This is a genomic window from Micromonospora sp. H33 (assembly GCF_052068455.1).
In the GTDB taxonomy this organism is placed as follows: domain Bacteria; phylum Actinomycetota; class Actinomycetes; order Mycobacteriales; family Micromonosporaceae; genus Micromonospora.
Genome location: NZ_JBQHDE010000005.1, coordinates 62,617 through 86,119 on the forward strand (window position 1 = coordinate 62,617; position 23,503 = coordinate 86,119).

A 23,503-nucleotide genomic window follows, 5' to 3' on the forward strand; every position below is an offset into this window, starting at 1 on the left:
CGACCCGGAACAGTCGTCAGGCGGGGCGGTTGCGTAGGAAGATCGCGCTCGCCTGGACCCGGGTGCGGACGTGCAGCTTGTCGAAGATGTGCGACACGTGCACTCCGATGGTCCGCTCGCTGATGAACAGCCGCTGGCCGATCTCCTTGTTGGTCAGTCCCTCGGCCACGGCCGCGAGCACCTCCCGCTCCCGGGCCGTGAGCACCGCGAGCTCGTCCCCGTCGCACGCGGTGCCGGTCGCCGACGCGCCGGACGCGGTGTCCCGTTCCTCCAGCGACACCCGCGCCCGCCCGGCCAGGGTCCGGATCTCCGAGGTCAGCGGCACCGCACCCAACCCCTGCGCCACCTGGTACGCCGCCCGCAGCAGCTTCCCCGCGGTCGCGCTGCGGCCGCGCCGGGCGAGCAGCGCCTCGGCCTGGCGCAGCCGCGAGTACGCCGCCGGGTACGGGTGGTTGCGCCGGTCCCACTCGGCGACCGAGCGCGCCCACAGCTCCGGGTCGCTGGCGTCGAGCCGACTCACCTCGGCGGCGCACAGGGCCAGGAAGGCGTCCACGACGCTGCGGACCGCCGGCGGCGCCGAGGCGCTCTTGCGGGCCACCCGGTCGGCGGCCTCGCGCAGCCGCCGTACCGCCGTCTCGTCGACGTCGACGGTGCGGCTGGCGTGTGCCTCCGCCTCGGCCCGCAGGCCGTGCCAGACCAGCGCGGCGAGGATGGTCACGTCGTCGGAGCGGCTCTCGGTGAGACCGCGCTGCACGGCCTGCCGGGCCAGGTCGTGCCGGCCCTGCCACATCGCGAGCCCGGCGCGCAGGGTGAGCAGCGGGATCACGTGGCGGGCGCCGCCGCCGGCGAGCACCGTGGCCACCGAGTCCAGGTCCCGGTCGGCGGCCTCGATGTCGCCGTACCCGACGGAGAGCCGGCAGCGGGCCAGCAGCAGCTCGACGGCGTCCGCGCCGGACGGCCGGTGACGCAGCGCCGCCGCCACCACCTTCTCCGCCTCGGCCCACTGGCCGACCCGGAACAGCCCGTTGGTGGCGATAGCGAGCAGCCGCGTCTCGTACGTGCGGCCCAGCCCCAGCTCGGCGACCCGCTCGGCGCCCCGCCGGGCCACCACGACGCCCTCCTCGAGGATGTTCAGCGGGCCGGTGAGCAGCTCGGCGAGGTGCAGGTACGCGCACGCCACGTCCTCCGGGCGGCCGGCCCGCTCGGCGGTGTCCAGCGCCCGGCGGACGGCGGCCAGGCCCGAGTCCGGGTCCTCCAGGTACGCCTCGGAGAAGCCCAGCGCCGCGCTGGCGAGGACAACCTCCGAGGTGGAGCCCTCCACCGCCGCGGACAGCTCGAGCGCCTCCCGGGCGCGCCGGCCGGCGTCGGCGTACCGGCCGAGGTGCAGCAGCAGCTCGGCGAGGTGGGCCGCGGCGGTGGCCCGCTCGCGGGGCGTGCAGTCGGGGTCGTCGAGGGCGCGCTGGTACTCCGCCTCGGCCAGCGTCGACCGGCCGGCGGCCGCCAGGTAGCGCGCCCGGCGGATGTGCAGCGCGCAGGCCGGCCGGTCGGCGTCGGAGGCGGCCAGCTCCTCCAGCAGGGCCAGGGCCCGGGCGTGCTCGCCGCAGTGGTGCGCCGCCTCGGCGGCCCGCTCCAGCAGGGTGACCCGGTCGACGTCCGGCCCGGCGGCGGGCGCGTCGGCCAGGTGCAGGGCGGCGGACCAGTGCCGGTGCGCCTCGGCGTAGCCGTGCAGGCGCTCCGCCTCCTCGGCGGCCGCCACCGCGGCCGGGAGGGCGCGGGCGGGCTCGCCGGCCAGCCGCCAGTGGTGCGCCAGCCGGGCCTGATGCAGCTCGGCCGGCGCGGCGGTCAGCGCCTCGGCGTACCGCCGGTGCAGGGCGGCCCGCTCCGCGGGCAGCAGCTCGTGCTCCAGCACCTCGGCGACCAGCCGGTGCCGCAACCGGTAGCCGTCGTCGGCGCCGACCAGCAGCCGGTGCGCGACCGCCGCCCGGACCGCCTCGATCAGCTCGTCCTCCGGCAGGCGTACCACCTTGGCGAGCAGCCAGTGCTCCACCGGCTCCACGCCGGCCGCCACCGCGTGCACCACCGTGTGCGCGTGCTGCGGCAGCGCGTCCACGCGGGACAGGAAGATCTCGCGCAGGGTGTCGGAGAGGCCGTCCCGGCCGTCGCGCAGGTCGCGGGCCAGCTCCTCCACGACGAACGGGTTGCCGCCGCTGCGCTGCCACACCATGTCGGCGGCCTCTGGCGTCAGTGGCCGGCCGACGACCGCCGCGGCGAGCTGCTCGGTGGCGGCGCGCTCGAGCGGGGCCAGGTCGATCACCTGCACCGTGCGCAGGCGGCGCAGCTCGGTGAGCACCCGGCGCAGCGGGTGCGCGCCCTGCAACGACTCGGCCCGGACGGCGGCCAGCACCGACAGTTGCAGGTCGCCCAGGCCGGCCAGCAGATAGAGCAGAAGCTGCCGGGTGCTGCGGTCGACCCATTGCAGGTCGTCGAGGACGAGCACGAGCGGCCGCCCCTCGGCGATCAGGTGCAGGCCCCGCGAGACCCGCTCCAGCAGCGCCCCGGCGCCGTCCGGGCCGGCGGTCTCCTCGGCGAACATCCCGAGCAGCCCCCGGACGGAGGACGCCGTCCGGGCGTGCGAGGCGGTCAGCTCGGCGTCGAACCGGCGCAGCGCCTGCAGCAGCGGATGCAGCGGTGAGGCGTCGCCGATGTCCAGGCAGGCGCCGGTGAGCACGAGGGCGCCCGCGTCCCGCAGCCCGGCGCCCACCTCGCGCAGCAGCCGGCTCTTGCCCACTCCGCTCTCACCGGAGAGGAAGACCGCCGCGGTGTGCCCCTGGGCGACGGTCCCGAGCAGCGCGGACCGTACCGCCTGGACCAGGTCGGCCCGGCCGACGAGCGGTGCACCGTCCACATCGCTGGCCATGGAACGCAGCCTAGTCACAGGTCCCCGGCCCGTTCTACAGGCCTTTCGGCCCTCTCGTACTCATCGCGTCGACATTGCGACCAAAGGTTGCGGCCGGCGGACATACGTCGTTCTGCCGATCCCCGGTCGGCCCAGGGGTGACAGTCTCCGATCGTCATCAGGCACAACCCCGGGGGGAAGGGCAGGTGCGATGCCCATGTTCACCATCGCCGCTGGTCCGGGGCGCGTCGATCGGACCCTCAGCACGGTCCCGACGCGTCACACGCGGCACACCGCCGATCCGCCGGAGCGCTGGCCGGTGCCGGAGGAGAGACGCACCGTGACCGTCCTCTTCGCCGACATCGTCGGGTCCACCGCGCTGGTCGACCGGTTGGACCCGGAGGACGTCCGGGCGTTGCAGCGCGCCTACTTCGACACCGTGGCGGGGGTGCTGGGCCGCTGGCACGGCGTGGTGGAGAAGTACATCGGCGACGCGGTGATGGCGCTCTTCGGCGCGCGCGAGTCCGACGGGTTCGAGGCGTACCGGGCGGTGCGGGCGGGGCTGGAGATCCAGCGGTCGCTGGACCGGCGGCCGCTGGTCGGGGGGCCGGCGCTGCGGGTCCGGGTCGGGGTGGCCACCGGCGAGGCGGTGGTGGACCTGGCCGCGACCCGGAACGGGGGGCACGGCACGGCGAGCGGCGCGGTCATCACGCTGGCCGCACGCCTCCAGGAGTACGCCCCGCCGGGCGGGGTGGCGCTCTGCGCCGCGACCCACCGGGCGACCGACGGGCTCATCGACCAGCGTCCGGTGCCGCCGGTGGCCGTCGCGGGCAAGGCGCTGCCGCTGGACGTGTGGCACGCCACCGACGTTGCCCAGCCGACGCCCGCCCGGCACGCCGGGCCGCTGATCGGGCGGCGGCGGGAGCTGGCCACCGTCCGGGACCAGCTCGTCCGGACGGTCCGGGAGCGCCGGCCCCGGTGGGTGTCGCTGGTCGGGCCGGCGGGCAGCGGACGCAGCCGGCTGCTGCACGAACTGGTCCGCGCCGTCGCGGCGGTCGACGGGACCCCGGTCCGCTGGTGCGTGGCGCACTGCCCGCCGTACCCGGACGAGGCCCTGGCGCCCGTCGCGGACCAGGTCCGCGCGTTCGCCGGCGTCCGCGCGCAGGACCCACCCCCGGTGGTACGCCGACAGCTCACCACCGCCGTGGCCGACCTGGTCCCGGCGCCCCGCCGGACCGAGGCGGTGTACGCGCTCGAGGGGCTGCTGGCCGGGCCGGACGCCGGCACCGACGCCCTGCGGGGCGCCGCGGTCTGGCAGGAGTGCCTGCTCACGCTCGCCGAGCGGCAGCCGGTGGTGGTGGCGGTCGACGACCTCGACCGGGGCGCCCCGGAGCTGGGTCACTTCCTGCACCGGCTCCTCGCGGCCGCCCGTACCCGAGCCCTGCCGCTCGCCGTGGTGGCGCTGCACGGCCCGGACCGGGCCAACGCCCGGCCCGGCGACCGGGGGTGCCGAATCCCGCTGCCCCGGCTGTCCACCGTGGAGTCCGGCCGGCTGCTGCGCCACCTGCTGCGCCGGGCCGGCCAGCCGGCGCCGCTGGTGGCGGCCCTGCTGCCGTTGGTGGACGGGATCCCCGGGCGGGCCGCGGCCTACGTGGCGGCGCTGCCGCCCGGTGGGGCCGACCCGGCGCGGCTGCCGGTGCCCGACCCGGTACGCCGGACCGTCGACACCCGGCTGGACCGGCTCGACGGCCCGCAGCGGGCAGTGCTCATGGCGGCCGCGGCCGCCGGCACGCCCGTCAACGCCGCAACCGTGGACCACGTGCTCGGCTGGGCCCCGGGCCGGGCGGTCGCGGCGTTGCGCGAACTGGTCGACCGGGACCTGCTGACCCTGCGGCCCGCCGGGTACGCCGTGGGCGACCCGGTGGTCGCCGCAGTCGCCGCCGCCCGGCTGACCCGGGCGGCCCGGACCGAGCTGCTCGCCCGGACCGAGCTGCTCGCCCCGGCCGCCCGCGACGGCTCCCCCCGCGCCGGCACGACCGGAACGCTGGCGCAGCCACGAACCGGCACGACCGAGACGATCGGCGCGCTCGCACAGCCGCGACCGCATCCGGCCACCGCGCCGTCCGGGGTCGTGACGTCACGGCCGGCCCGATGGCGGGTGCGACGAGAGCGTCATGAGGCGGTGGGCGGTGTCCCGTACCGGCGCGGCTGGGCCTCCGCGACACCGGCGGTCCGGGCGGCCTGACGGGGATCGACCCACGTGGGTCCGGCCGCGACGGCATCGGCGGTCAGCCGCGGTCGAGGAAGGTGAGGACCCGCTCCCAGGTGCGCTCGGCGGCGGCCTCGTCGTAGTCGGGTACGTCCGGGTCGGTGTACAGGTGGCCGACGCCCGGATACCGGTGCACGGTGAGGTCGGCGCCGGCCGCGATCATCTCCCGCTGCCAGGCGTCGAACTCGTCCGGCGGCTCCCACGGGTCGGGGTCGGCGAGGTGCACGTGCACCGGCAGGCCGGACCGCACCCTGTCCGGCTTGCCGCTGGCGGCGTGCAGCAGCACGAGCCCCGCGGTCGCGGGACGGTCGCGCAGCATGGCGCCGGCCACCCCGGCGCCCATCGAGAACCCGAGGAACACCACGTCGGCCGGCAGGTCGCGGACCGCCGCACGGGCCCGCTCCACGACGGTCTCCCAGCCGATCCTGTCCAGCAGGCCGATCCCCTCCTCGACGGTCTCCGCCGCCGGGACGCCGTACAGGTCGGGGGCGACCACCTGGTGCCCGGCGGCGCGCAGCCGGTCGGCGGCGGCGAGCACGGCGGGCCGCAACCCGTACACGGAGTGGAAGAGCGCGACGTGTCCCATGTGCACATCCTGCCGGACGCCGCGACGCACCGCGTCCGGCTCAGGCCCCGTTCAGCGTGCGGCTGCGACCGCGGAACTCCGCGACCACCTCACCGTCGTCGCGGGTGACGGTGACGTCGTAGATGCCGCTGCGGCCGTACCGGGTGCGTTCGGTGGCCCGGGCGAGGAGCAGGTCCCCCTCGCGGGCCGGCCGGACGAACGTGATGTCACCCCCGGCGGCCACGGTCACCGGCCCATGGCTGTTGCAGGCCAGCGCGAACGCGGTGTCGGCGAGCAGGAAGACGTAGCCGCCGTGGGCGATGGCGTGCCCGTTGACCATCGCGGCGGTGACCCGCATCCGGGCCACGGCCGCCCCGTCGGCGGCCTCGACCAGCTCGATGCCGAGCGCGCGTGAGGCGAGGTCGGCGTCGAACATGTCGTACGCGGCGTTGCGCTCCCCCACGTCACCCGCCCCGCCGCTGGTCGACGATCCGGCGCATCTTGCCCATGGACCGCTCCACGCCGTCCGGGTCGAGCACCTCGACCGCCACGCTCACCCCGATCGTGTTCTTGACCAGGCCGACCAGCGCCGCGCCGGCCCGCTCGGCGGCCTCCCGGTCCGCGCCCGCCCGCCGCTCGACCCGGACGGTCAGCGTGTCCATCCGCCCCTGCCGGTCCAGGACGCACTGGAAGTGCGGGGACAGTTGGGGCGTACGCAGGATCAACTCCTCGATCTGGGTCGGGAAGACGTTCACGCCCCGCACGATCATCATGTCGTCGGTCCGGCCGGTGATCTTCTCGATCCGGCGCATCGGCCGGGCGGTGCCCGGCAGCAGCCGGGTGAGGTCCCGGGTGCGGTAGCGGACGACGGGCATCGCCTCCCGAGTGAGCGACGTGAGGACCAGCTCGCCGCGCTCCCCGTCGGGCAGCACCGCCCCGCTGACCGGGTCGATGATCTCCGGGTAGAAGTGATCCTCCCACAGGTGCAGGCCGTCCTTGGTGTCCACGCACTCGACGGCCACGCCGGGACCCATCACCTCGGACAGGCCGTAGATGTCGACGGCGTGCATGTCCAGGCGCTGCTCCATCTCGCGGCGCATGTCCTCGGTCCACGGCTCGGCGCCGAAGATGCCGACCCGCAGTGACGTGGCCCGCGGGTCGACGCCCTGGCGTTCCATCTCGTCGACGATGGCGAGCATGTAGCTGGGGGTGACCATGATGACCTCGGGTTCGAGGTCGCGGATCAGCAGCACCTGGCGCTCGGTCATCCCGCCGGAGACCGGGATGACCGTGCAGCCCAGTTCCTCGGCGCCGTAGTGCGCGCCGAGGCCGCCGGTGAAGAGCCCGTACCCGTACGCGACGTGCACCCGGTCCCCGGGGCGGCCCCCGGCGGCCCGGATCGAGCGGGCCATCAGCCGCGCCCACGTGCGCACGTCCTCCGCCGTGTAGCCGACGACGGTGGGCCGGCCGGTGGTGCCGGACGAGGCGTGCAGCCGGGCGACCCGTTCGCGCGGCACGGCGAACATCCCGTACGGGTAGTTGTCGCGCAGCTCGGCCTTGGTGGTGAACGGGAACCGGGCCAGGTCGGCGAGGTCCCGGCAGTCGTCCGGGTGCACGCCGGCCGCCGCGAAGGCCCGGCGGTAGTGCGGGACGTTGTCGTACGCGTGCCGCAGCGACCGGCGCAGCCGATCCAGTTGCACCGCGCGCAGCTCGTCGACGCCCGCCCGCTCGATCGGCTCCAGCTCCTCGGGGCGGGGCGTACGGTCCTCCATCGCGGCCCTCCTCACTCCTGCCGCTGCCGGCGGAGGGAGCACACCGCCGATCTTGGTACCGTACGCCCGCTCCGTGCCGGCCACCACCGGCGGCCCGCCGCCCCGGTCACACCGTGAGCAGCACCTTGCCCACCGCCGCCCGCTCCTCGAGCGCGCGGTGGGCGTCCGCCGCCCGGTCCAGGGGATACGTCTGACCGACCAGGGGCGTGATCCGCCCCGCCGCCGCGGCGTCGAGCGCCGCCCGCAGGTGGTGGCGTGCCTGCTCGGGGTCGAACTGGAGATCCGCGATGCCGGTGACGGTGATCCCCCGGGCTCGGGCCGCGTCCGGGTCGGGCACCGCGAACTCCCCCGCCGGCGTGCCGTGGGCGGAGAACCGCCCGCCGTCGCGGAGGAGGTCGAACGCGGCGCGGCCGTACGCCCCGCCGGCACCGTCGAAGACCACGTGCACGCCGCCGGTCACCGCACGGACCCGCTCGATCCAGCCCGGCTCGGAGTAGTCGACCAGGGCGTCCGGAGCGAACCGGCCGAGGGCGCGCAGCTTCACGGGCCCCCGGGCCGCCGCGACGACCATGGCGCCGGTGGCGCGTACCGCCTGCACGAGCAGGGCTCCGAGCCCGCCGGCGGCGGCGGTGACCAGCACCCGGTCCCCCGCCCGCACGGGCACCATGTCGAGCAGCCCGTACGCGGTCGTCCCGTCGTGCAGCAGCGCCGCCGCGTCCGCCAGCGGGACGCCGTCGGGCACCGGCACCGTGGACTCGGCCCGGACGACCGCACGCTCCAGGTAGCCGCCCCGCTCGTCGGTACGGGTGACCACCCGCCGGCCGAGCCAGGACGGGTCGACGTCCACGCCGACCGCCGACACGGTCCCGGCGACTCCGACTCCCGGGCGGTACGGCGGCCGGACGGGGAAGTACGGGCCACCCCGGCCGCGGCGGATCATCGTCTCCACCCACAGCACGTCGGCCACCGCCACGTCGACGACGACCTCACCCGGGCCCGGCGCCGGCTCCGGCGCCTCGGTCAGGGTGAGCACCTCCGGACCGCCGAACCGCGCCACCTCGATCACCCGCATGTCGCCCTCCCATCGCTCCTCGCCTGCTCGACACGTCGAGCGTCGGAGCTCAAGTCGGGTTGAGGTCAACCGGACGCGCGGTGAGCCGCGCCACGGGTCACGGCTTCTCCGGGTCCAGGTTCCGTTCGCGCAGCAGGGCGTCCAGCTTGGCCTCGATCCGCTCGTCGGACTCCCGGCTCTGGGACGAGCCCCAGTAGTAGAAGAGGGCGAGCCCGGCGGCCTGCCAGATGAGCTGGAGGAACTCGGACTGCCAGTTCTCGAACGTGCTGGCGAGGAACTGCGGCAGGAAGTCGACCCAGGCGAACGACTGGCCGTGCTGGCTCGCCTCGTTGCTCTCCACGACCGCCTGGAAGACGAACTGCCCGAGCCAGGACAACAGGAACAGCGCACCGGTGACCAGCGCGAACGCGTACGCCTTGGGCCATCTCGGTTTGCGGAAGGGTGGGCCGGACGCTCGCCTGCCGCGGCCGCTGGTCCCTCGGCCGCTCGACTCCGGCGCGGACCGACGCCCATCGGCTGCCGTGGTGCTGCCGGCCATGACGATCCCCTCTCTCCCTATTCGCTGGTCGGGCATATGCCCCGCAGCGTCTGCGTCGAAACGGTGCCCCATCGTGACCGGACCAAAACAGAGAGTCGCGTCGATCGGGGCCGTCCGAAGTGCGGCAGGTGGCTCGCACAGCCCGCCTGGCTCCCGGCGCCGCCCCTCAGGGGCTCCGGACGGCCGACGTCGCGCGAGGACGCGTCGGGGCCGGGGAGGACACCTCCCCGGCCCCACGCCGATCACCGCAACGCCGTTCTTACGTAGTTGCAAATCCTTGGCAGGAAGGTCTGGACAGCACGCCGGGATGGCGGGACCCGCTCCCCCACCGCGAGTACGACGCGGTCCTCACCGCCACCGCGCTGCACTGGCTGCCCGCGGAGCGCCTCGCCGCCCTCTACGCCGAGCTTCGGGACCTGCTCCGGCCCGGCGGCCTCCTGGTCAACGCCGACCACATGCCGGACGACACGCTGCCCGACCTGACCAAGCGCCTGCTCGACCGGGCCCGGACCTGGCGGGAGGCCCGGTACGCCGCCGGCGCCGTCCCGTCCTGGTCGCAGTGGTGGGAGTTGGCGGCGGCGGACCGGGCGCTGGCACCGCTGGTGGCCGAGCGGCACCGGATCTACCCGACGGGGCACAGTCCGGAGTGGAACCCCCCGGTCTCCTGGCACCTCGCCGCGCTCACCGAGGCCGGGTTCACCGAGGTCGGCACGGTGTGGCGGGGCGGCGCCGACGCGGCCGTCGCCGGCGTCCGCTGACCCGGCCGTCCCGGTCCCGCCCGTCCACCCGGCCCGGCGCGGCCCGCCTCGGGCGCCCGGTCAGGCCGGCATGATCCACTCCGTGCGGGCGGCACGGCGGTATCGGGCACGTCCGGATGCCACGATGCCTCCGGCATGGAGTCGATCACGAGATAGGGTGGCCCGGTTCGACGCCGGAGCAGGTGGGAGGGCGGGTGTCCGGTCCGGAGCAGCGGCGCGTCGACCCCGACGTCGACCTGCGCGTACCCGCCGACCGGGCCGAGCTGGCCGCCCACCCGGCGGCGGTGCTCGGGGCGGCCGCCACGGGCGGTGCGCTCGGTGCGCTCGCCCGGGCCGGCCTGTCGGCCGCGCTGCCGCACGGTCCGACCGGCTTCCCGTGGGGGACGTTCGCGGTCAACGTCAGCGGATGCCTGCTGATCGGGGTCCTGATGGCGGTGCTCGCCCGACGTGGCGGGCCGGCCCTGGCCCGGCCGTTCCTCGGCGTCGGGGTGCTCGGTGGCTACACCACGTTCTCCACCTACGCGGTCGAGGCACACCAGCTCGCGGTCGCCGGCGCCCCGGCGACCGCCCTGGCGTACCTGGCTACCACCCTGGTCGGTGCGCTGCTCGCCGTCTGGGCCGGTCACACCGTCGCCGACCGCCTGATCGCACGCCGGTCGGCCGCGCTGGAGCACCGCGACGCCGGCCCGCCGGAGGCCGCCCGGTGACCGCGCTGCCGATCGCGCCGGGGGCCGGCGGATGACCGTGCTGCTGATCGCGCTGGGCGCGGCGGTCGGAGCGCCGCTGCGCTACCTCACCGACCGCGCGGTGCAGGCCCGCTTCGGAACGGCGTTCCCCTGGGGCACGCTGACGGTGAACGTCGCCGGATCGCTGCTGCTCGGGATCCTGGTGGGCCTGCCGGTCTCCCCGACGATCGGCGCGCCGCTCGGCACGGGCCTGTGCGGCGCGCTGACCACCTACTCGACGTTCAGCTACGAGACCCTCCGCCTCGCCCGGTCGGGCCGACCGGGGCACGCGCTGGGCAACGCCCTGCTCAGCGTGACAGCCACCCTCACGGCCGCCACCCTCGGCTACGCGCTGGCCGGGGCCTTCGCCTGACCCGCACTCCCTCCGGCACCTCCTGCCGCGACACCAGGGCGGCCGCCAGCCGGGGCTCCGGGCGCCTGGGTCAGGGCGGCGACCGGGCCGATCACGAAGACCGCTGGCGGGCGGACGCCCTCCCGGGCGGCGACCACCGCGATCTCGTCCAGGCGTGCCGGCACCAACCGTTGCGTCGGATGGCCGGCATCCTGCACGGCGAGGACCGGCGTGTCCGGGGCACGGCCGTGCGCCAGCAGCACCGCGGCGATCGCCGCGACGGTGTCGACGGCCATGAGCAGCACCAGGGTGCCGCGGGCCCGGCCGAGGGCCGCCCAGTCGACCAGCGACTCCGGATGTCCGGGCGGCAGGTGTCCGGAGACGACGGTGAACTCGTGCGCCACGCCCCGGTGGGTGACCGGCACGCCGGCCAGGGCCGCCGCGGCGACCGCGCTGCTCACGCCGGGGACGACGGTCACCGGCACCCCGGCGGCCGTGCAGGCCTGGACCTCCTCGTGGCCGCGCCCGAAGACGTACGGGTCGCCGCCCTTGAGCCGGACCACCCGCCGCCCGGCGCGGGCGTGCGTGACGAGCGCGGTGTTGATGGCGTCCTGCCCGACCGACGGTCCCCGGGGCACCTTCGCCGCGTCGACCACGGTCACGCCGGGGCGCAGCCCGGCGATCAGCCCCTGCGGGGCGAGCCGGTCGACCACCACCACATCGGCGGAGTCGAGCAGCGCCCTGCCGCGTACGGTGATCAGGTCGTCGGGCCCCGGCCCGCCGCCGACGATGGCGACGTGACCGGCAGGTAGCGCCGGTTCGTTGTGGTGGTGGTGACCGTGGTGATGATGCCCGCCCACCGGGTCGTCGGGGTGGTCGTGCGGGGTCTGCGGCCGGCCCACCTTGTCGGCGAAGCCGGGCATCAGCACCCGGTACGCGCAGGTGTCGCAGTTCATCCGGATGTCACCGCGCACCGCCTCGGCGTGGCGTTCGAGGACCAGGTCGGCGAGGGCGTCACAGTCACCGATCAGGCCGGCCACCCGTACGTCCAGGTCCGGGTGGGCGGCGGCGTACTCCCGGGACTGGGCGACGATCCGGTCGGGCAGCACGCCGGCGAAGAGGAAGTACGGGGCGACGACGATCCGCCGGGCGCCGAGCCGGCGCAGCCGGTCCAGCACCTCCGGCACGGACGGCTCGGCGAGGGAGATGAAGCCCGGTTCGACGCCGGCGTAGCCGCGTCCCTCCCACAGCAGGCGCGCCACCTTGGCGACCTCGGCGTTGGCGTCCGGGTCGGTGGAGCCGCGTCCGATCAGCGCCACCCAGGTGCCGTCCCGGTCGTCGCCGGCCAGGGCGGCGTCGATGCGCTCCTCCAGTGCGGTGTGCAGCAGGGGGTGCGGGCCGAGCGGCCGCCCGTACGCGTACCGGAGACCGGGGTGGCGCTGCTGCTCGCGGGCCAGCGCGGCGGGGATGTCGCCCTTGCCGTGCCCGGCCGCGGTCAGCACCAGCGGCAGCGCGACCAGCGACCGGTGGCCCCGGTCGACCAGCGCGCCGACCGCGTCGGTGAGCGGCGGGCGGGACAGCTCGATGAAGCCGCCCTCGACGTCGCCGACCTCCGTACGGCGGCGGACCCGCTCCACCAGCGCCGCGAACTGCGCGACACCGGCCGCGCTGCGGGTGCCGTGCCCGACGATGACCAGCGCACGGTGTGCGTCGTTCCGCTCGTTCATGCCCTCTCCTCCGCGTAGAGCAGGGCGTTGAGGGCGGCGGCGGCGACCGCCGACCCGCCCTTCTCGCCCCGGTTGGAGACCCCGGGCAGGCCGCTGGCCCGCAGCGCGGCCTTGGACTCGGCGGCGCCGACGAAGCCGACCGGCAGGCCGACCACCAGCGCCGGCCGCGCGTCGAGGGTGAGCAGCTCCACCAGTGCCGTCGGTGCGCAGCCGACCACCCACACCGCGCCGGCACCGACCCGGTCCAGGGCGACCCGCATCGCCGCGGCCGAGCGGGTGATCCCGGCCCGGCGGGCCAGCTCGGCCGTGGCTGCCTCGGCGACCGGGCAGACGGTCTCCCGGCCGGTGATGCCGGCGGCGACCATGGCCACGTCCGCCACGACCGGGGCGCCGGCGCGCAGCGCGGCCAGCCCGCCGGCCAGGGCCGCCTCGTCGCACACCAGGCCGGTGACGTAGTCCAGGTCGGCGCTGGCGTGCACGACCCGCTCGGTGACGGCCCGGCTCAGCGGCGGCAGGTGGCCGAGGTCGACCCGCTCCCGCAGGATCCGGTACGACTCCACCTCGATCGGGTGCACGGCCCGGCTCACCTGTCCTCCCCGGCGCCGGCCGCGGGGGCCGTCGCGACGCTGGCCGTGGTCGTACTCATCGGGTTCCTCCACTGTGGTCGGGGTCGGTGACGCGGATGGCGTCGACCGGGCAGATCTCCAGGCATTCCAGGCAGCCGGTGCAGCGGTCGGCGCGGACGACGAGACCGCCGGCCACTGGCCAGATGGCGTGGGTGGGGCAGGTCAGCAGGCAGGCGCCGCAGCCCTGGCAGGCGTCGACCGTGACCGGCGCGGGGCGGCTCATCCGCGCCACCGGTAGCCGCGCGGGGTGACCATCCGGCCGGCGACCACGCGGGTCCGGCTGCTGCCCACGACGACGACGCTGTACATGTCGACCACCGCCGGGTCGAGGGTGGCGAGGGTGGCCAGGTGCACCCGCTCGCCGTCGCGGCTGGCGTTGCGCACCACGCCGACGGGCGTGTCCGGCGGCCGGTGGGCGGCGAGGATCCGCAGCGCCTCCGGCAGCTGCCAGTCCCGGGCGCGGCTGCGCGGGTTGTAGAGCAGCGCCACGAAGTCCCCCTCGGCGGCGGCGGTCACCCGGCGGGCGATGACCTCCCACGGGGTGTGCAGGTCGGACAGGCTCAGGTAGGCGTGGTCGTGGCCGAGCGGCGCCCCGAGCAGGGCCCCGGCGGCCAGGGCGGCGGTCACCCCGGGCACCCCGACCACGTCGATCCGCTCGTCGGCGTACTCCAGGGCGGGACTCGCCATCGCGTACACCCCGGCGTCGCCGGACCCGATCAGGGCGACGGCGTGGCCGGCGGCGGCCTCGGCGACGGCGGCGCGGGCCCGTTCCTCCTCCGCGCCGAGCCCGCTGGCGAGCACCCGGGTGCCGGGGCGCAACAGGTCGCCGACCTGGTCGACGTACTGGTCCAGGCCCACCACCACGGCGGCCCGCCGCAGCTCGCTCACGGCACGGGGCGTGCGCAGGTCGGGCGCGCCGGGGCCGAGACCGACGACCGCGAGCCGGCCGCGCGGCGCGTGCCGGGCGACCGCGACGGTCGCCATCGCGGTCGCGGTCTTCGGCACCAGCAGCTCCGCGTCACCGCCGAGCAGCGCCGCGGCCTCCGCGACGCTCGGGGTGCCGACGGCGGCCCGGACCACCTCGCTGGGGTTCGGCACGTCGACCGCCGCCAGCTCCGCCGCCGGCCAGGTCACCAGGGGTACGCGCAACGCGTCCGCGGTCGCGCGGATGCCCGCCTCGTCGGCCTTGACGTCGGCGCTGGCCAGGCAGCGCAGGCTCGCCGGGCTGAGGCCCGCCTCGGCCAGCACCCGGTCGAGCAGGGCCCGCACCTCCCCGGCCGGTACGCCCCGGCTCGCCCCGACGCCCGCCACCAGCGACGGCGGCCGGAGCACGGCGGTCCGCCCGTCCAGCGGCACGAGCCGGTCGGTGACCAGCAACCGGTACCCCGCCCCGTCAGGCGACGGCGTCCCGGTCGCGTCCGTCGCGTCCGTCGCGGAGTGCTCGGCGGGCCGACGGGCCGGGGTGACGACGTGGACGTTCTCCGGCAGGGCGGGCAGCGGCCAGGTGGCGTCGGCGATCAACGCGACCGGCTCGCCGTCCAGGACGGCCCGGCTCACCGCCGCGACCGCCCCCTCGACCGGCCAGCCGAGGGTGTCCAATCCGGGCAGGCCGACCGCGTCGGTGGCGGTGGTGACCACCGGCGCGGCGTCGAGCAGGGCGCCGACCTCGGCGGCGAGCGCGTTGGCGCCGCCGGCGTGCCCGCCGAGCAGGGCGACCGCGTGCCGGGCCGCCTCGTCGACGACGACGACCGCCGGGTCGGTGCGCTTGTCGCCGAGCAGCGGGGCGAGGATCCGCACCACCGCGCCGGTGGCCAGGAACGCCACGATCCCGTCGCACCGGGCCCACGCCTCCCGCAGCGCGTCGGCCACGCTGTCCGCCTCGACCGGTCGGGCGTGCGGCCACGCGTCGGCGAGGATCCGGGCGTGCCGCCGCCCGGCCGCGGTGACGGCGACGAGTCCGATCCGGCGAGGGACCGCGGCGAGGTCAGGGTGGGTCACGGACGCTCCCCGGTGAGGACGACCACCGGATTGGTGGCCGCGAGGCGGACCGACCCGCCGGGCAGGTCGGCGAGGCGGGCGGCGGACAGTTGGACGCCCTCGACGGCGTAGCCGGCGTCGCGCAGCAGGTCGCGGGCCGGGGCGACCCGGTCCACGGCGGCGAGCGCGACGACCACCCGCGCCGGCCGGCGGGCCGCGACGGCGGCGAGCACGTCGGTGCCGCCTCCGCCGACGAAGACCGCGTCCGGCTCGGGCAGCCCGGTCAGGGCGTCCGGCGCGGAACCGCGCACCACCCGCACGTCGACGCCGTGCCGGGTCGCGTTGGCACGGACCAGGTCCACCGCCGCCGGGTCCCGCTCGACGGCGACGACGGCCGCACCGAGCAGCGCGCACTCGATGCCCACCGAGCCGCTGCCGGCGCCGACGTCCCAGACCAGCCGGCCGAGCCGGGGCCGCAACCGGGCCACCACGAGGGCGCGTACCTCCGCTTTGGTGATCATGGAGTCGCGGTGGGCGTACGCGCTCTCGGGCAGCGCCCATCCCCCGCCGGGCGCGGCGGCCGGCTGGTTGTCGACGCGCATCCCGTCCGGTGGTGTGCCGAGGCTCAGCACGATGTGCGGGTCGGACCAGGAGCGCGCGGCGGCCTCCGCCGGAGTGGTCCAGGTGACCCGCTCGGCGTCGGTGCCCAGGTGCTCGGCGACCGCCAGCCGGCGGGACCAGCCGATCAGGCCGGCGCCGAGTTCGGCGGCACCCGCACCGGGTGCGGTCAGCACCGCGACCAGGGGCAGCGCCCGGGCGGCGTTGAGCGCCGGGCGCACGTCCCGCCCGTGGGCGGTGACCACGGCCGCGCCGTCCCACGGCAGGCCGAGCCGCGCGAACGCGGCGGCCACACTGGACACCGCGGGCAGCACCCGCACCGGCAGGCCGGCCGACCGCAGCCGCCGGACGATCCCGAAGAACCCGGGATCCCCACTGGCCAGCACCACGGCCGGCGTGCCCGCGGCGACGGCGGCGGCCAGCCGGTCCAGGGCCGGCGCCAGCGGCCCGAGAGCCACGGTCTCCGCGTTCACCGGCGCGGCGGCGAGGTGCCGGGCCGCCCCGACCACGAGTCCCGCCTCCGCCAGCACCCCGGCCAGCGCGGGATGCGCCGGGTGACCGGCGGCGTCGACGCCGACCACGGTCACGGGCGCGGTCACGCGGGCCACCGCCCGGAGGAGGCGACGACCCGGGAGCCGGTGAAGTCCACCAGGGCCACGTCGACGTCGAGCGCGTCCTCCGCGAAGCGCCGCAGCACCGCCCGGACGCGGCGGCAGAGCAGGTCACCGGCGGCGCCGAGCAGACCGGCGGCCTCCCACAGCTCGTACGCGTGCCGCCCGGTGTTGGCGGCGGTGACCGCGGCGACCAGGTCGGCGTCCCCACCGGCCTCGGCGGTGACCGCGCCGAGCAGCGACAGGTCCACCTTGGAGCGCGTGTAGTGGGTCATCAGCACGCCGGCGGCGAGCTTGGCCAGCTTCCCGGCCATCCCGACGAAGACCACCCCGGTCAGGCCGTCGGCGACCGCCGCGGTGACCGCCGCGCCGGTGAAGTCGCCGACCTCGACGAAGCACACCTCCGGCAGGTCGGGCAGGAGCGCGCGGGCGGCCCGCTCGGTCCGCCCGCCCGTGCAGAGCACGACGGTCCGCTCGCCCTGGGCGGCCATCACGTGCACCGCCTGCACGACGCTCGCCCGCCAGGAGGCGGTGGAGAAGGGCCGGACGATCCCGGTCGTACCCAGGATGGAGATGCCGCCGAGGATCCCCAGCCGGCGGTTGGTGGTCTTGCGCGCCATGATCTCGCCGCGCGGCACGCTGATCACCACGCGGACGCCGACCGTCGCCAGGTCGACCACCTCGCCGACGGCCGCGCCGATCATCCGGCGGGGGGTGTCGTTGATCGCCGGCCCCCCGACCGGCAGTCCGAGCCCGGGTTTCGTCACCGTGCCCACGCCCGGCCCGCCCTCCAGGGCCAGCCCGGGGACCTCCCGCCAGGCGACCGTGGCGGTCAGCTCCGCGCCGTGGGTGACGTCCGGATCGTCGCCGGCGTCCTTGACCACGACCGCCTCGGCGCGCGCCGGGTCGACGTCGCAGCGGGCCACCGGGAAGCACACCCGCCGGCCGGCGGGCAGGCCGATCTCCACGTCCCGCTGCGGCACGCCGGTGACCAGCGCGGTCAGCGCCGCCTTCGCCGCGGCCGTCGCGCAGGCGCCGGTGGTCCAGCCGGTGCGCAGGGCGGTGGGCCGGACCTTCGCGGTACGCGGCAGGTCCGGCTCGCGCAGCGGCGGCAGGTCGTACGCCATCAGGCCGGCTCGTCGGCGGCCGGCGGCGCGGCGCGGTCGGTGCGGGCTCGGCGCAGCGCGGCGCGGGCCGCCGGCTCGGCCCGGCGGTAGGTGTGGAAGTGCCCGGGGTGGTACAGGTGCGAGCGGGTGCCGGCCGCGTCCAGCGCCGGCCCGACCAGGAAGAGGGTGTGCTTCCAGAGCCGGTGCTCCTTGACCGTGGCCTCCAGGGTGCCGACGGTGCACCGCACCACCAACTCGTCGGGCCAGGTGGCCTGGTACGCGACGACCGCCGGGGTGTCGGCCGGGTAGCCGCCGGCGAGCAGCTCGGCCTGCACCTGCCCGGAGCGGGCGGCGGAGAGGAACAGCGCCATCGTGGTGCCGTGCCGGGCGAAATCGCGGACCCGCTCGCCCGGCGGCATCGGCGTCTTGCCGCCCTCCAGGCGGGTGAGGATCACCGACTGGGCCACCTCGGGGATGGTCAGCTCCCGGCCGACGAGCGCGGCGACGGCGGTGAACGAGGAGACACCGGGGACGACCTCCACCGCGAGGCCGAGCGCCCGGCACAGGTCGAGCTGTTCCTGCATCGCGCCCCACAGGGCCGGGTCACCGGAGTGGATCCGGGCCACGGTGAGCCCCTCGGCCGCGGCCCGCTCGTAGAGCGGCAGCACCCCCTCGATGGGCAGCTGCGAGGAGTCGACGATCTCGGCGTCCGGCCGGGCGTGGGCGAGCACGTCGGCGTGCACCAGGCTGGCAGCCCACACCACCACGTCGGCGGTGGCGATCACCCGGGCCGCGCGCAGGGTCAGCAGGTCCGCCGCGCCGGGCCCGGCGCCGACGAACCACACGGTGCCGGTGGTGGTCACAGTTTTCCTCCCCGTCGGTCCCGGCGGGCCGGGACCAGCAGCGTCGACAGGTACGGCAGGTCGCCGTCGGCCTCGGCCGCCGGCCCGACGTGTTCGCCGGGCAGGCCGAGCCCGCGGCCCAGCACGGCGTCGGCGAGCCGGCCCTGCCGGCGCAGCTCGGCGAGCAGCTCGGGGTGGCGGCGCCAGCCCTTGTAGGCGACGACCGTGCCCGGGCCGGCGACGGCGTCGGCGAAGAGCGCCAGGCCGGCGGTGGCGGGCAGCAGCGTGAGGGGCTCCCGCCCCTCGCACAGCGGGACACCGCTGCGCGCCGAGAGCTCCTGCATCGCGGTGATGCCCGGGACGGTCTCCACCGTGACCTCCGGCCGCAGCTCCCGGACGGTCTGCGCCAGGTAGCCGAAGGTGGAGTACACGTTGGGGTCGCCGATGGTGGCGAAGGCGAGGGTCCGGGCGCCGCCGTCGACGGCGGCCGCCACGGCCCGGGCGGCGCCGTCCCAGGCCCGCTCCCGGCGGGCGGTCACGCCGCCCCGGTCGTCGAGGGCGAACGGCAGCCGGCGGAGCCGGTCCGGCGGGACGTGCGGGGCGACGGTGGTCTCGGCCCGTCCGGGGGCGGCGGCGCCGTCGCCGTCGAGCCGGTCCAGCACGGGTACGAACACCAGCTCGGCCTCGCGCAGGACGCGTACGGCACGCAGGGTGAGCAGGTCCGGGTCGCCGGGGCCCACCCCGATCCCGGTCAGCGTGGCGGTCACCGGGCCGCCTCGACCAGCCGCCGGGCGGTGCCGGGGTGGCCCGCCCAGTGGGTGTGCAGGTAGGAGGCGTGCACCCGGCCGGCGACGAAACCGTGGGCGGTGCCGGTCCAGCGCCACGCCGGCCGGTCGCCGTGGCCGGGATCGGTGGCGGTGCGGTGGAACTCGTGGCCGCGTACCGCGTCGCCGGCCGTGTGCAGGGGCGAGTCGGTGGCGGCGACGGCGTCCCGGTAGCCGAGGGTGAGCCGCCCGGTCATCCGGGCGGTGAGGTCGAGCCGGCCGCACATGGGCACGCCGTCCAGCTCGCGCCCGAGGTAGAGCAGCCCGGCGCACTCGGCCACCACGGGCCCGTCGAACGCCGCGAGGTCGGCGCGCAGCCCGATGTTGGCGGCGAGCGCGTCGACGTGCACCTCAGGGAAGCCGCCGCCGATCACCACCGCGCGGGTGCCGGCCGGCAGCGCCGGGTCGCGCAGCGGGTCGAACAGGACGACGGCCGCGCCGGCGGCGGCGAGCAGTTCGGTCGTCTCCGCGTACGCGAAGGTGAAGGCCGGACCACCGGCGACCGCGACCACCGGACGGTCGGACCGGGCAGGGCCGCCGACGGCGGTGGCCGGGTCCCACGCCGGTACGGTCAGCGGCGGGGCGCTGCGGGCCAGGTCGAGCACGGCATCGAGGTCCACGGTGGACTCGACCAGCGCGGCCAGCGCGTCGACCACGGCGAGCGACTCGGGGGCCCGCTCGGCGACCGGGACCAGCCCCAGGTGTCGGGACGGGGCGGTGACCTCGGCGGCGCGGGTCACCGCGCCCAGCACCGGTACGCCGATCTCGGCCAGGGCGTCGCGCAGCAGGGTCTCGTGGCGGGGCGAGCCGACCCGGTTGAGGATCACCCCGCCGATGCGCACGGTCGGGTCGAACGCGCGCATGCCGAGCACCAGCGCGGCCGCGGACCGGCCCTGCGCGGTGGTGTCGAGCACCAGCAGCACGGGTGCGTCGACCAGCCGGGCGACGTGGGCGGTGGAGGCGTACCCTCGGTGGCCGACCGCGCCGTCGTGCAGCCCCATCACGCCCTCGACCACGGCGACGTCGGCCGGGGTGGGAACGCTCGCGCCGTGCCGCAGCAGCGGGGCGATCCGCTCCTCGCCGACCAGCCACGGGTCGAGGTTGCGGCCGGGTCGGCCGGCGGCGAGCGCGTGGTAGCCGGGGTCGATGTAGTCGGGGCCGACCTTGTGCGGGCTGACCACCAGGCTCCGGCGGCGCAGCGCGGCGAGCAGCCCGGTCGCGATCGTGGTCTTGCCGTGCCCGCTGGCCGGCGCGGCGACGACGATCCGGGGCAGCGCCCAGGGTCCGCTCACCACTCGATGCCCTTCTGGCCCTTCTGGCCGGCGTCCATCGGGTGCTTGACCTTCGTCAGCTCGGCCACCAGATCGGCGGCGGCCACGAGGCGCGGGTCGGCGTCGCGGCCGGTGATGACGACGTGCTGGAAGCCGGGCCGGTTGGCGAGGGTGTCGACCACCTCGTCCACGTCCACCCAGCCCCACTTGATGGGGTAGGTGAACTCGTCGAGCACGTACAGGCCGTACCGCTGGGCGGCCAGGTCGCGCTGGATCTGGCGCCACCCCTCGCGGGCGTCGGCGGCGTGGTCGGCCTCGCCGCCGCGCTGGATCCACGACCAGCCCTCGCCCATCTTGTGCCAGGTGACCGGGGCGCCCTGGCCGGTGCGCTCGTGCACCTCGCCGAGCGCGCGGAAGGCGTTCTCCTCCCCCACCCGCCACTTGGCGCTCTTGACGAACTGGAACACCCCGATCGGCAGCCCGGCGGTCCACGCCCGCAGCGCCAACCCGAAGGCGGCGGTGGACTTCCCCTTCATCTGCCCGGTATGGACGATCGTCAGTGGCCGGTTCCTCCGCTGCCGGGTCGTCAACCCGTCAGCCGGAACGTGCGACGGCTTTCCCTGCGGCATCAGACGACGCTCCTGTCGGTGACGGCGGCGAACTTGGAAGGTTCCGGCGCCTGGAGGGGCCGTTTCCTTCCAAGATCTGCGGTGAGCTGGGCGGTGGTGACGTGGGTGAGGGGGTGGTATGTCGCGGCCAGGTGGGTGGCGAGGCGGCGGGCCAGGTTCAGGCGGACGGGGCCGGACTCGCAGTCGACGACGACGCAGGGGGCGCCGGTGGAACGCAGGACCGTCGCCGCCTGCCCGGCCCGGTGTAGCGGGTCGGGGCCGGCGGTGGCGCGGCCGTCGGTGACGACGAGGACCAGAGGCCGCCGCCTCGGGTCCCGCAGGCGTTCCACGCGCAGCAGGTCGGCGGCGGCGAGCAAGCCCTCGGCCAGGGGAGTGCGCCCGCCCGTGGGCAGCTCGGCCAGCCGGGCCGAGGCCGCGAGAACCGAGGAGGTGGCCGGCAGCAGCGTCTGCGCGCCGGTGCCCCGGAAGGCGATCACGGCGACCTTGTCCCGGCGCTGGTACGCGTCGGTGAGCAGGGCGAGCACCGCTCCCTTGACGGCACTCATCCGCTGCCGCGCACCCATCGACCCGCTGGCGTCCACGACGAACAGCACGAGGTTGCCCTCGCGCCCCTCACGGACCGCCTCCCGCACGTCGGCCGGGCGCAGCCGCAGCGGACCGTGGTGCCGCCCACGGGTGGCCTGGTGCGGGGCGGCGGCCCGGACCGTCGCCGGTAGGTGCAGGGCGCCGGGCCGACCGGTCGGCACCCGCGCGCCCGTCGTGCGACCCCGTCCGGTCCGCGCCCGCGACCGCCGCCCCGGCACGCCCTCCCCGATGCCTGGTGCGGTGAACAACCGGGCCCGCAACCCGCCCTGCGGTACGGCCACCGCACCGGCCGTCTGGTCCGGACGCTGGCCGTTCGACCGCCCGGATCGGCGCTCCCCGACCGGACCGGGCCGGCGTCGACCCGTGCCGGCCGGGTCGCCGTCGGCGAGCCCGCCGTCGTCCAGGCCACCGGAGTCGGTCGGCGCCCGACCGCCCGACGGGTCGTCTCCCGCCCGCCCGTCAACGACACCGCCGTCCGGACGGGAGCCGTCCACCGGCGAGCCGTCCGGGCCGGCACCGTCACGCGGGCCACCGTCCGGACGGGGCCCGCCGTCCGGACCGGGCCCGCCGTCCGGACCGGCACCGCCACGCGGGCCGCCGTCCGGACCGGGCCCGCCGTCCGGGCCAGCCGGGCCGGCACTGTCGTCCGGGTCGTCGGGATGCTCCTCCTGGGCCCGTTGCAGCGCCTCGTCGAGGAGCTTCTCGTCCAGCCCCGGGGTGTCGAACGGGTCGCGGCGCCGCCGGTGCGGCAGGGCGAGCCGGGCGGCGATCCGTACGTCCTCCGGGCCGACCCGCTCCCGGCCCTGCCAGGCGGCGTGGGCGACGGCGGTGCGGGCGGTGACGATGTCGGCGCGCATACCGTCCACGTCGAACGCGGCACACACCTCGGCGATCTGGCGCAGCGCCGCGTCGGTCAGCACCACCCGGTCGAGCCGCGCGCGGGCGTCGGCCACCCGGCGGGCGACGGCGGCGTCCGCGTCGGCCCAGCGCGCGGCGAAGCCGGCGGGGTCGGCGTCGGCGGCGAGCCGGCGGCGGACCACCTCCACCCGGACGGCCGGGTCGCGGCTGGCGGCCACCTCCACGGTGAGCCCGAACCGGTCGAGCAGCTGGGGCCGCAGCTCCCCCTCCTCGGGGTTCATGGTGCCGACGAGCAGGAAACGGGCGGCGTGGCTGACCGAGACGCCCTCCCGCTCGACGTGGCAGCGGCCCATCGCGGCGGCGTCCAGCAGCAGGTCGACCAGGTGGTCGTGGAGCAGGTTGACCTCATCGACGTACAGCACGCCCCGGTGGGCGGCGGCGAGCAGGCCGGGCTCGTACGCGCGTACGCCCTCGGCGAGGGCCTTCTCCAGGTCGAGCGACCCGACGACCCGGTCCTCGGCGGCGCCGACGGGCAGCTCGACCAGCGCGGCCGGGCGGCGCTCGACGACCGGCTCGGTGGGGTGCGGCCCGTCCGGGCAGCGGGGGTCGGGCGCGGCCGGGTCGCACGCGAAGCGGCAGCCGACCACCCGGTCCACCGGCGGCAGCAGCGCGGCGAGGGCCCGGACGGCGGTGGACTTGGCGGTGCCCTTCTCGCCCCGGACGAGCACCCCGCCGATGGCCGGGCTGACCGCGTTGAGCAGCAGCGCGAGGCGCATGTCGTCCATGCCGAGGACGGCGGAGAACGGGTACCCGGTCACGGCGTCGCCCTCCGTTCGCGACTGCGGGGCTCGCAAACCCGGCTCACTCCTCGCGCTCACCGCG

At 76.8% G+C, this 23,503-nt stretch carries 20 protein-coding genes and 1 pseudogene; 4 read left to right on the forward strand and 17 right to left on the reverse strand.

Annotated features, from left to right (window positions below):
- Positions 1–16: 16 nt before the first annotated feature.
- Positions 17–2,917 carry a helix-turn-helix transcriptional regulator gene (locus ACTMS0_RS14270; protein ID WP_441155649.1) on the reverse strand — a complete coding sequence of 967 codons (2,901 nt, stop codon included), beginning with the start codon at positions 2,915–2,917 and terminating at the stop codon, positions 17–19.
- Between the two features lie 319 nt (positions 2,918–3,236).
- On the opposite strand from ACTMS0_RS14270, the gene ACTMS0_RS14275 reads away from it, so the two are divergent.
- Positions 3,237–5,141 (forward strand): AAA family ATPase, encoded by a 1,905-nt coding sequence (locus tag ACTMS0_RS14275; protein WP_441155650.1) that lies wholly within the window; start codon positions 3,237–3,239, stop codon positions 5,139–5,141.
- A 43-nt stretch (positions 5,142–5,184) separates the two neighbouring features.
- Here ACTMS0_RS14275 and ACTMS0_RS14280 read toward each other — a convergent pair whose 3' ends face one another.
- The 5 genes from ACTMS0_RS14280 to ACTMS0_RS14300 form a co-directional block, all read right to left on the reverse strand.
- Entirely contained in the window at positions 5,185–5,751 is a 567-nt protein-coding gene (locus ACTMS0_RS14280) for a dienelactone hydrolase family protein (protein ID WP_441155651.1), read from the reverse strand.
- Between the two features lie 40 nt (positions 5,752–5,791).
- Complete coding sequence (gene paaI / locus ACTMS0_RS14285) at positions 5,792–6,166, reverse strand: hydroxyphenylacetyl-CoA thioesterase PaaI (RefSeq protein WP_441155914.1); 375 nt, start codon at positions 6,164–6,166, stop codon at positions 5,792–5,794.
- 28 nt (positions 6,167–6,194) lie between these two features.
- Positions 6,195–7,502 carry a phenylacetate--CoA ligase PaaK gene (gene paaK, locus ACTMS0_RS14290; protein WP_441155652.1) on the reverse strand — a complete coding sequence of 436 codons (1,308 nt, stop codon included), beginning with the start codon at positions 7,500–7,502 and terminating at the stop codon, positions 6,195–6,197.
- 106 nt (positions 7,503–7,608) lie between these two features.
- The gene (locus tag ACTMS0_RS14295; RefSeq protein WP_441155653.1) at positions 7,609–8,574 is read right to left on the reverse strand and encodes a zinc-binding dehydrogenase; all 966 of its coding nucleotides are present in this window, start codon (positions 8,572–8,574) and stop codon (positions 7,609–7,611) included.
- A 97-nt stretch (positions 8,575–8,671) separates the two neighbouring features.
- The gene (locus tag ACTMS0_RS14300) at positions 8,672–9,184 is read right to left on the reverse strand and encodes a DUF6766 family protein (protein WP_441155654.1); all 513 of its coding nucleotides are present in this window, start codon (positions 9,182–9,184) and stop codon (positions 8,672–8,674) included.
- 56 nt (positions 9,185–9,240) lie between these two features.
- On the opposite strand from ACTMS0_RS14300, the gene ACTMS0_RS14305 reads away from it, so the two are divergent.
- The 3 genes from ACTMS0_RS14305 (at position 9,241) to crcB (ending at position 10,968) form a co-directional block, all read left to right on the forward strand.
- Entirely contained in the window at positions 9,241–9,870 is a 630-nt protein-coding gene (locus tag ACTMS0_RS14305; protein WP_441155655.1) for a class I SAM-dependent methyltransferase, read from the forward strand.
- 182 nt (positions 9,871–10,052) lie between these two features.
- Positions 10,053–10,577 (forward strand): FluC/FEX family fluoride channel, encoded by a 525-nt coding sequence (locus ACTMS0_RS14310; RefSeq protein WP_441155656.1) that lies wholly within the window; start codon positions 10,053–10,055, stop codon positions 10,575–10,577.
- Positions 10,578–10,608: 31 nt separating this feature from the next.
- On the forward strand, positions 10,609–10,968 hold the full coding sequence (gene crcB / locus ACTMS0_RS14315; protein WP_441155657.1) for a fluoride efflux transporter CrcB: 360 nt from the start codon (positions 10,609–10,611) through the stop codon (positions 10,966–10,968).
- Positions 10,969–11,006: 38 nt separating this feature from the next.
- Here the strand turns inward: crcB and cobA are convergent.
- The 11 genes and pseudogenes from cobA to ACTMS0_RS14370 form a co-directional block, all read right to left on the reverse strand.
- Positions 11,007–12,674 (reverse strand): annotated as a pseudogene (gene cobA / locus ACTMS0_RS14320) (uroporphyrinogen-III C-methyltransferase); the annotation flags it as partial.
- Complete coding sequence (locus tag ACTMS0_RS14325) at positions 12,671–13,261, reverse strand: precorrin-8X methylmutase (RefSeq protein ID WP_441155658.1); 591 nt, start codon at positions 13,259–13,261, stop codon at positions 12,671–12,673. The pseudogene cobA and the gene ACTMS0_RS14325, both read right to left, overlap by 4 nt.
- Positions 13,262–13,316: 55 nt before the next feature.
- Positions 13,317–13,523, reverse strand: coding sequence for a 4Fe-4S binding protein (locus ACTMS0_RS14330; protein ID WP_441155659.1), 207 nt, complete (start codon positions 13,521–13,523; stop codon positions 13,317–13,319).
- Positions 13,520–15,298 carry a precorrin-3B C(17)-methyltransferase gene (gene cobJ / locus ACTMS0_RS14335; RefSeq protein ID WP_441155660.1) on the reverse strand — a complete coding sequence of 593 codons (1,779 nt, stop codon included), beginning with the start codon at positions 15,296–15,298 and terminating at the stop codon, positions 13,520–13,522. Before cobJ ends, ACTMS0_RS14330 begins: the two co-directional genes overlap by 4 nt.
- Positions 15,295–16,503 (reverse strand): precorrin-6y C5,15-methyltransferase (decarboxylating) subunit CbiE, encoded by a 1,209-nt coding sequence (cbiE, locus tag ACTMS0_RS14340; protein ID WP_441155661.1) that lies wholly within the window; start codon positions 16,501–16,503, stop codon positions 15,295–15,297. The genes cobJ and cbiE overlap by 4 nt, the downstream gene beginning before the upstream one ends.
- Positions 16,491–17,633, reverse strand: coding sequence for a cobalt-precorrin-5B (C(1))-methyltransferase (locus tag ACTMS0_RS14345; RefSeq protein ID WP_441155662.1), 1,143 nt, complete (start codon positions 17,631–17,633; stop codon positions 16,491–16,493). Before ACTMS0_RS14345 ends, cbiE begins: the two co-directional genes overlap by 13 nt.
- Positions 17,633–18,475 (reverse strand): precorrin-4 C(11)-methyltransferase, encoded by an 843-nt coding sequence (cobM, locus tag ACTMS0_RS14350; RefSeq protein WP_441155663.1) that lies wholly within the window; start codon positions 18,473–18,475, stop codon positions 17,633–17,635. The genes ACTMS0_RS14345 and cobM overlap by 1 nt, the downstream gene beginning before the upstream one ends.
- A complete protein-coding gene (gene cobI / locus ACTMS0_RS14355) occupies positions 18,472–19,221 on the reverse strand; it encodes a precorrin-2 C(20)-methyltransferase (RefSeq protein ID WP_441155664.1) in 750 nt (249 codons plus the stop codon). Before cobI ends, cobM begins: the two co-directional genes overlap by 4 nt.
- Positions 19,218–20,573 carry a cobyrinate a,c-diamide synthase gene (locus tag ACTMS0_RS14360; protein ID WP_441155665.1) on the reverse strand — a complete coding sequence of 452 codons (1,356 nt, stop codon included), beginning with the start codon at positions 20,571–20,573 and terminating at the stop codon, positions 19,218–19,220. The genes cobI and ACTMS0_RS14360 overlap by 4 nt, the downstream gene beginning before the upstream one ends.
- A complete protein-coding gene (cobO, locus tag ACTMS0_RS14365; protein ID WP_441155666.1) occupies positions 20,567–21,178 on the reverse strand; it encodes a cob(I)yrinic acid a,c-diamide adenosyltransferase in 612 nt (203 codons plus the stop codon). Before cobO ends, ACTMS0_RS14360 begins: the two co-directional genes overlap by 7 nt.
- Positions 21,178–23,499 carry a VWA domain-containing protein gene (locus ACTMS0_RS14370; protein ID WP_441155667.1) on the reverse strand — a complete coding sequence of 774 codons (2,322 nt, stop codon included), beginning with the start codon at positions 23,497–23,499 and terminating at the stop codon, positions 21,178–21,180. The genes cobO and ACTMS0_RS14370 overlap by 1 nt, the downstream gene beginning before the upstream one ends.
- Between the last annotated feature and the right edge of the window lie 4 nt (positions 23,500–23,503).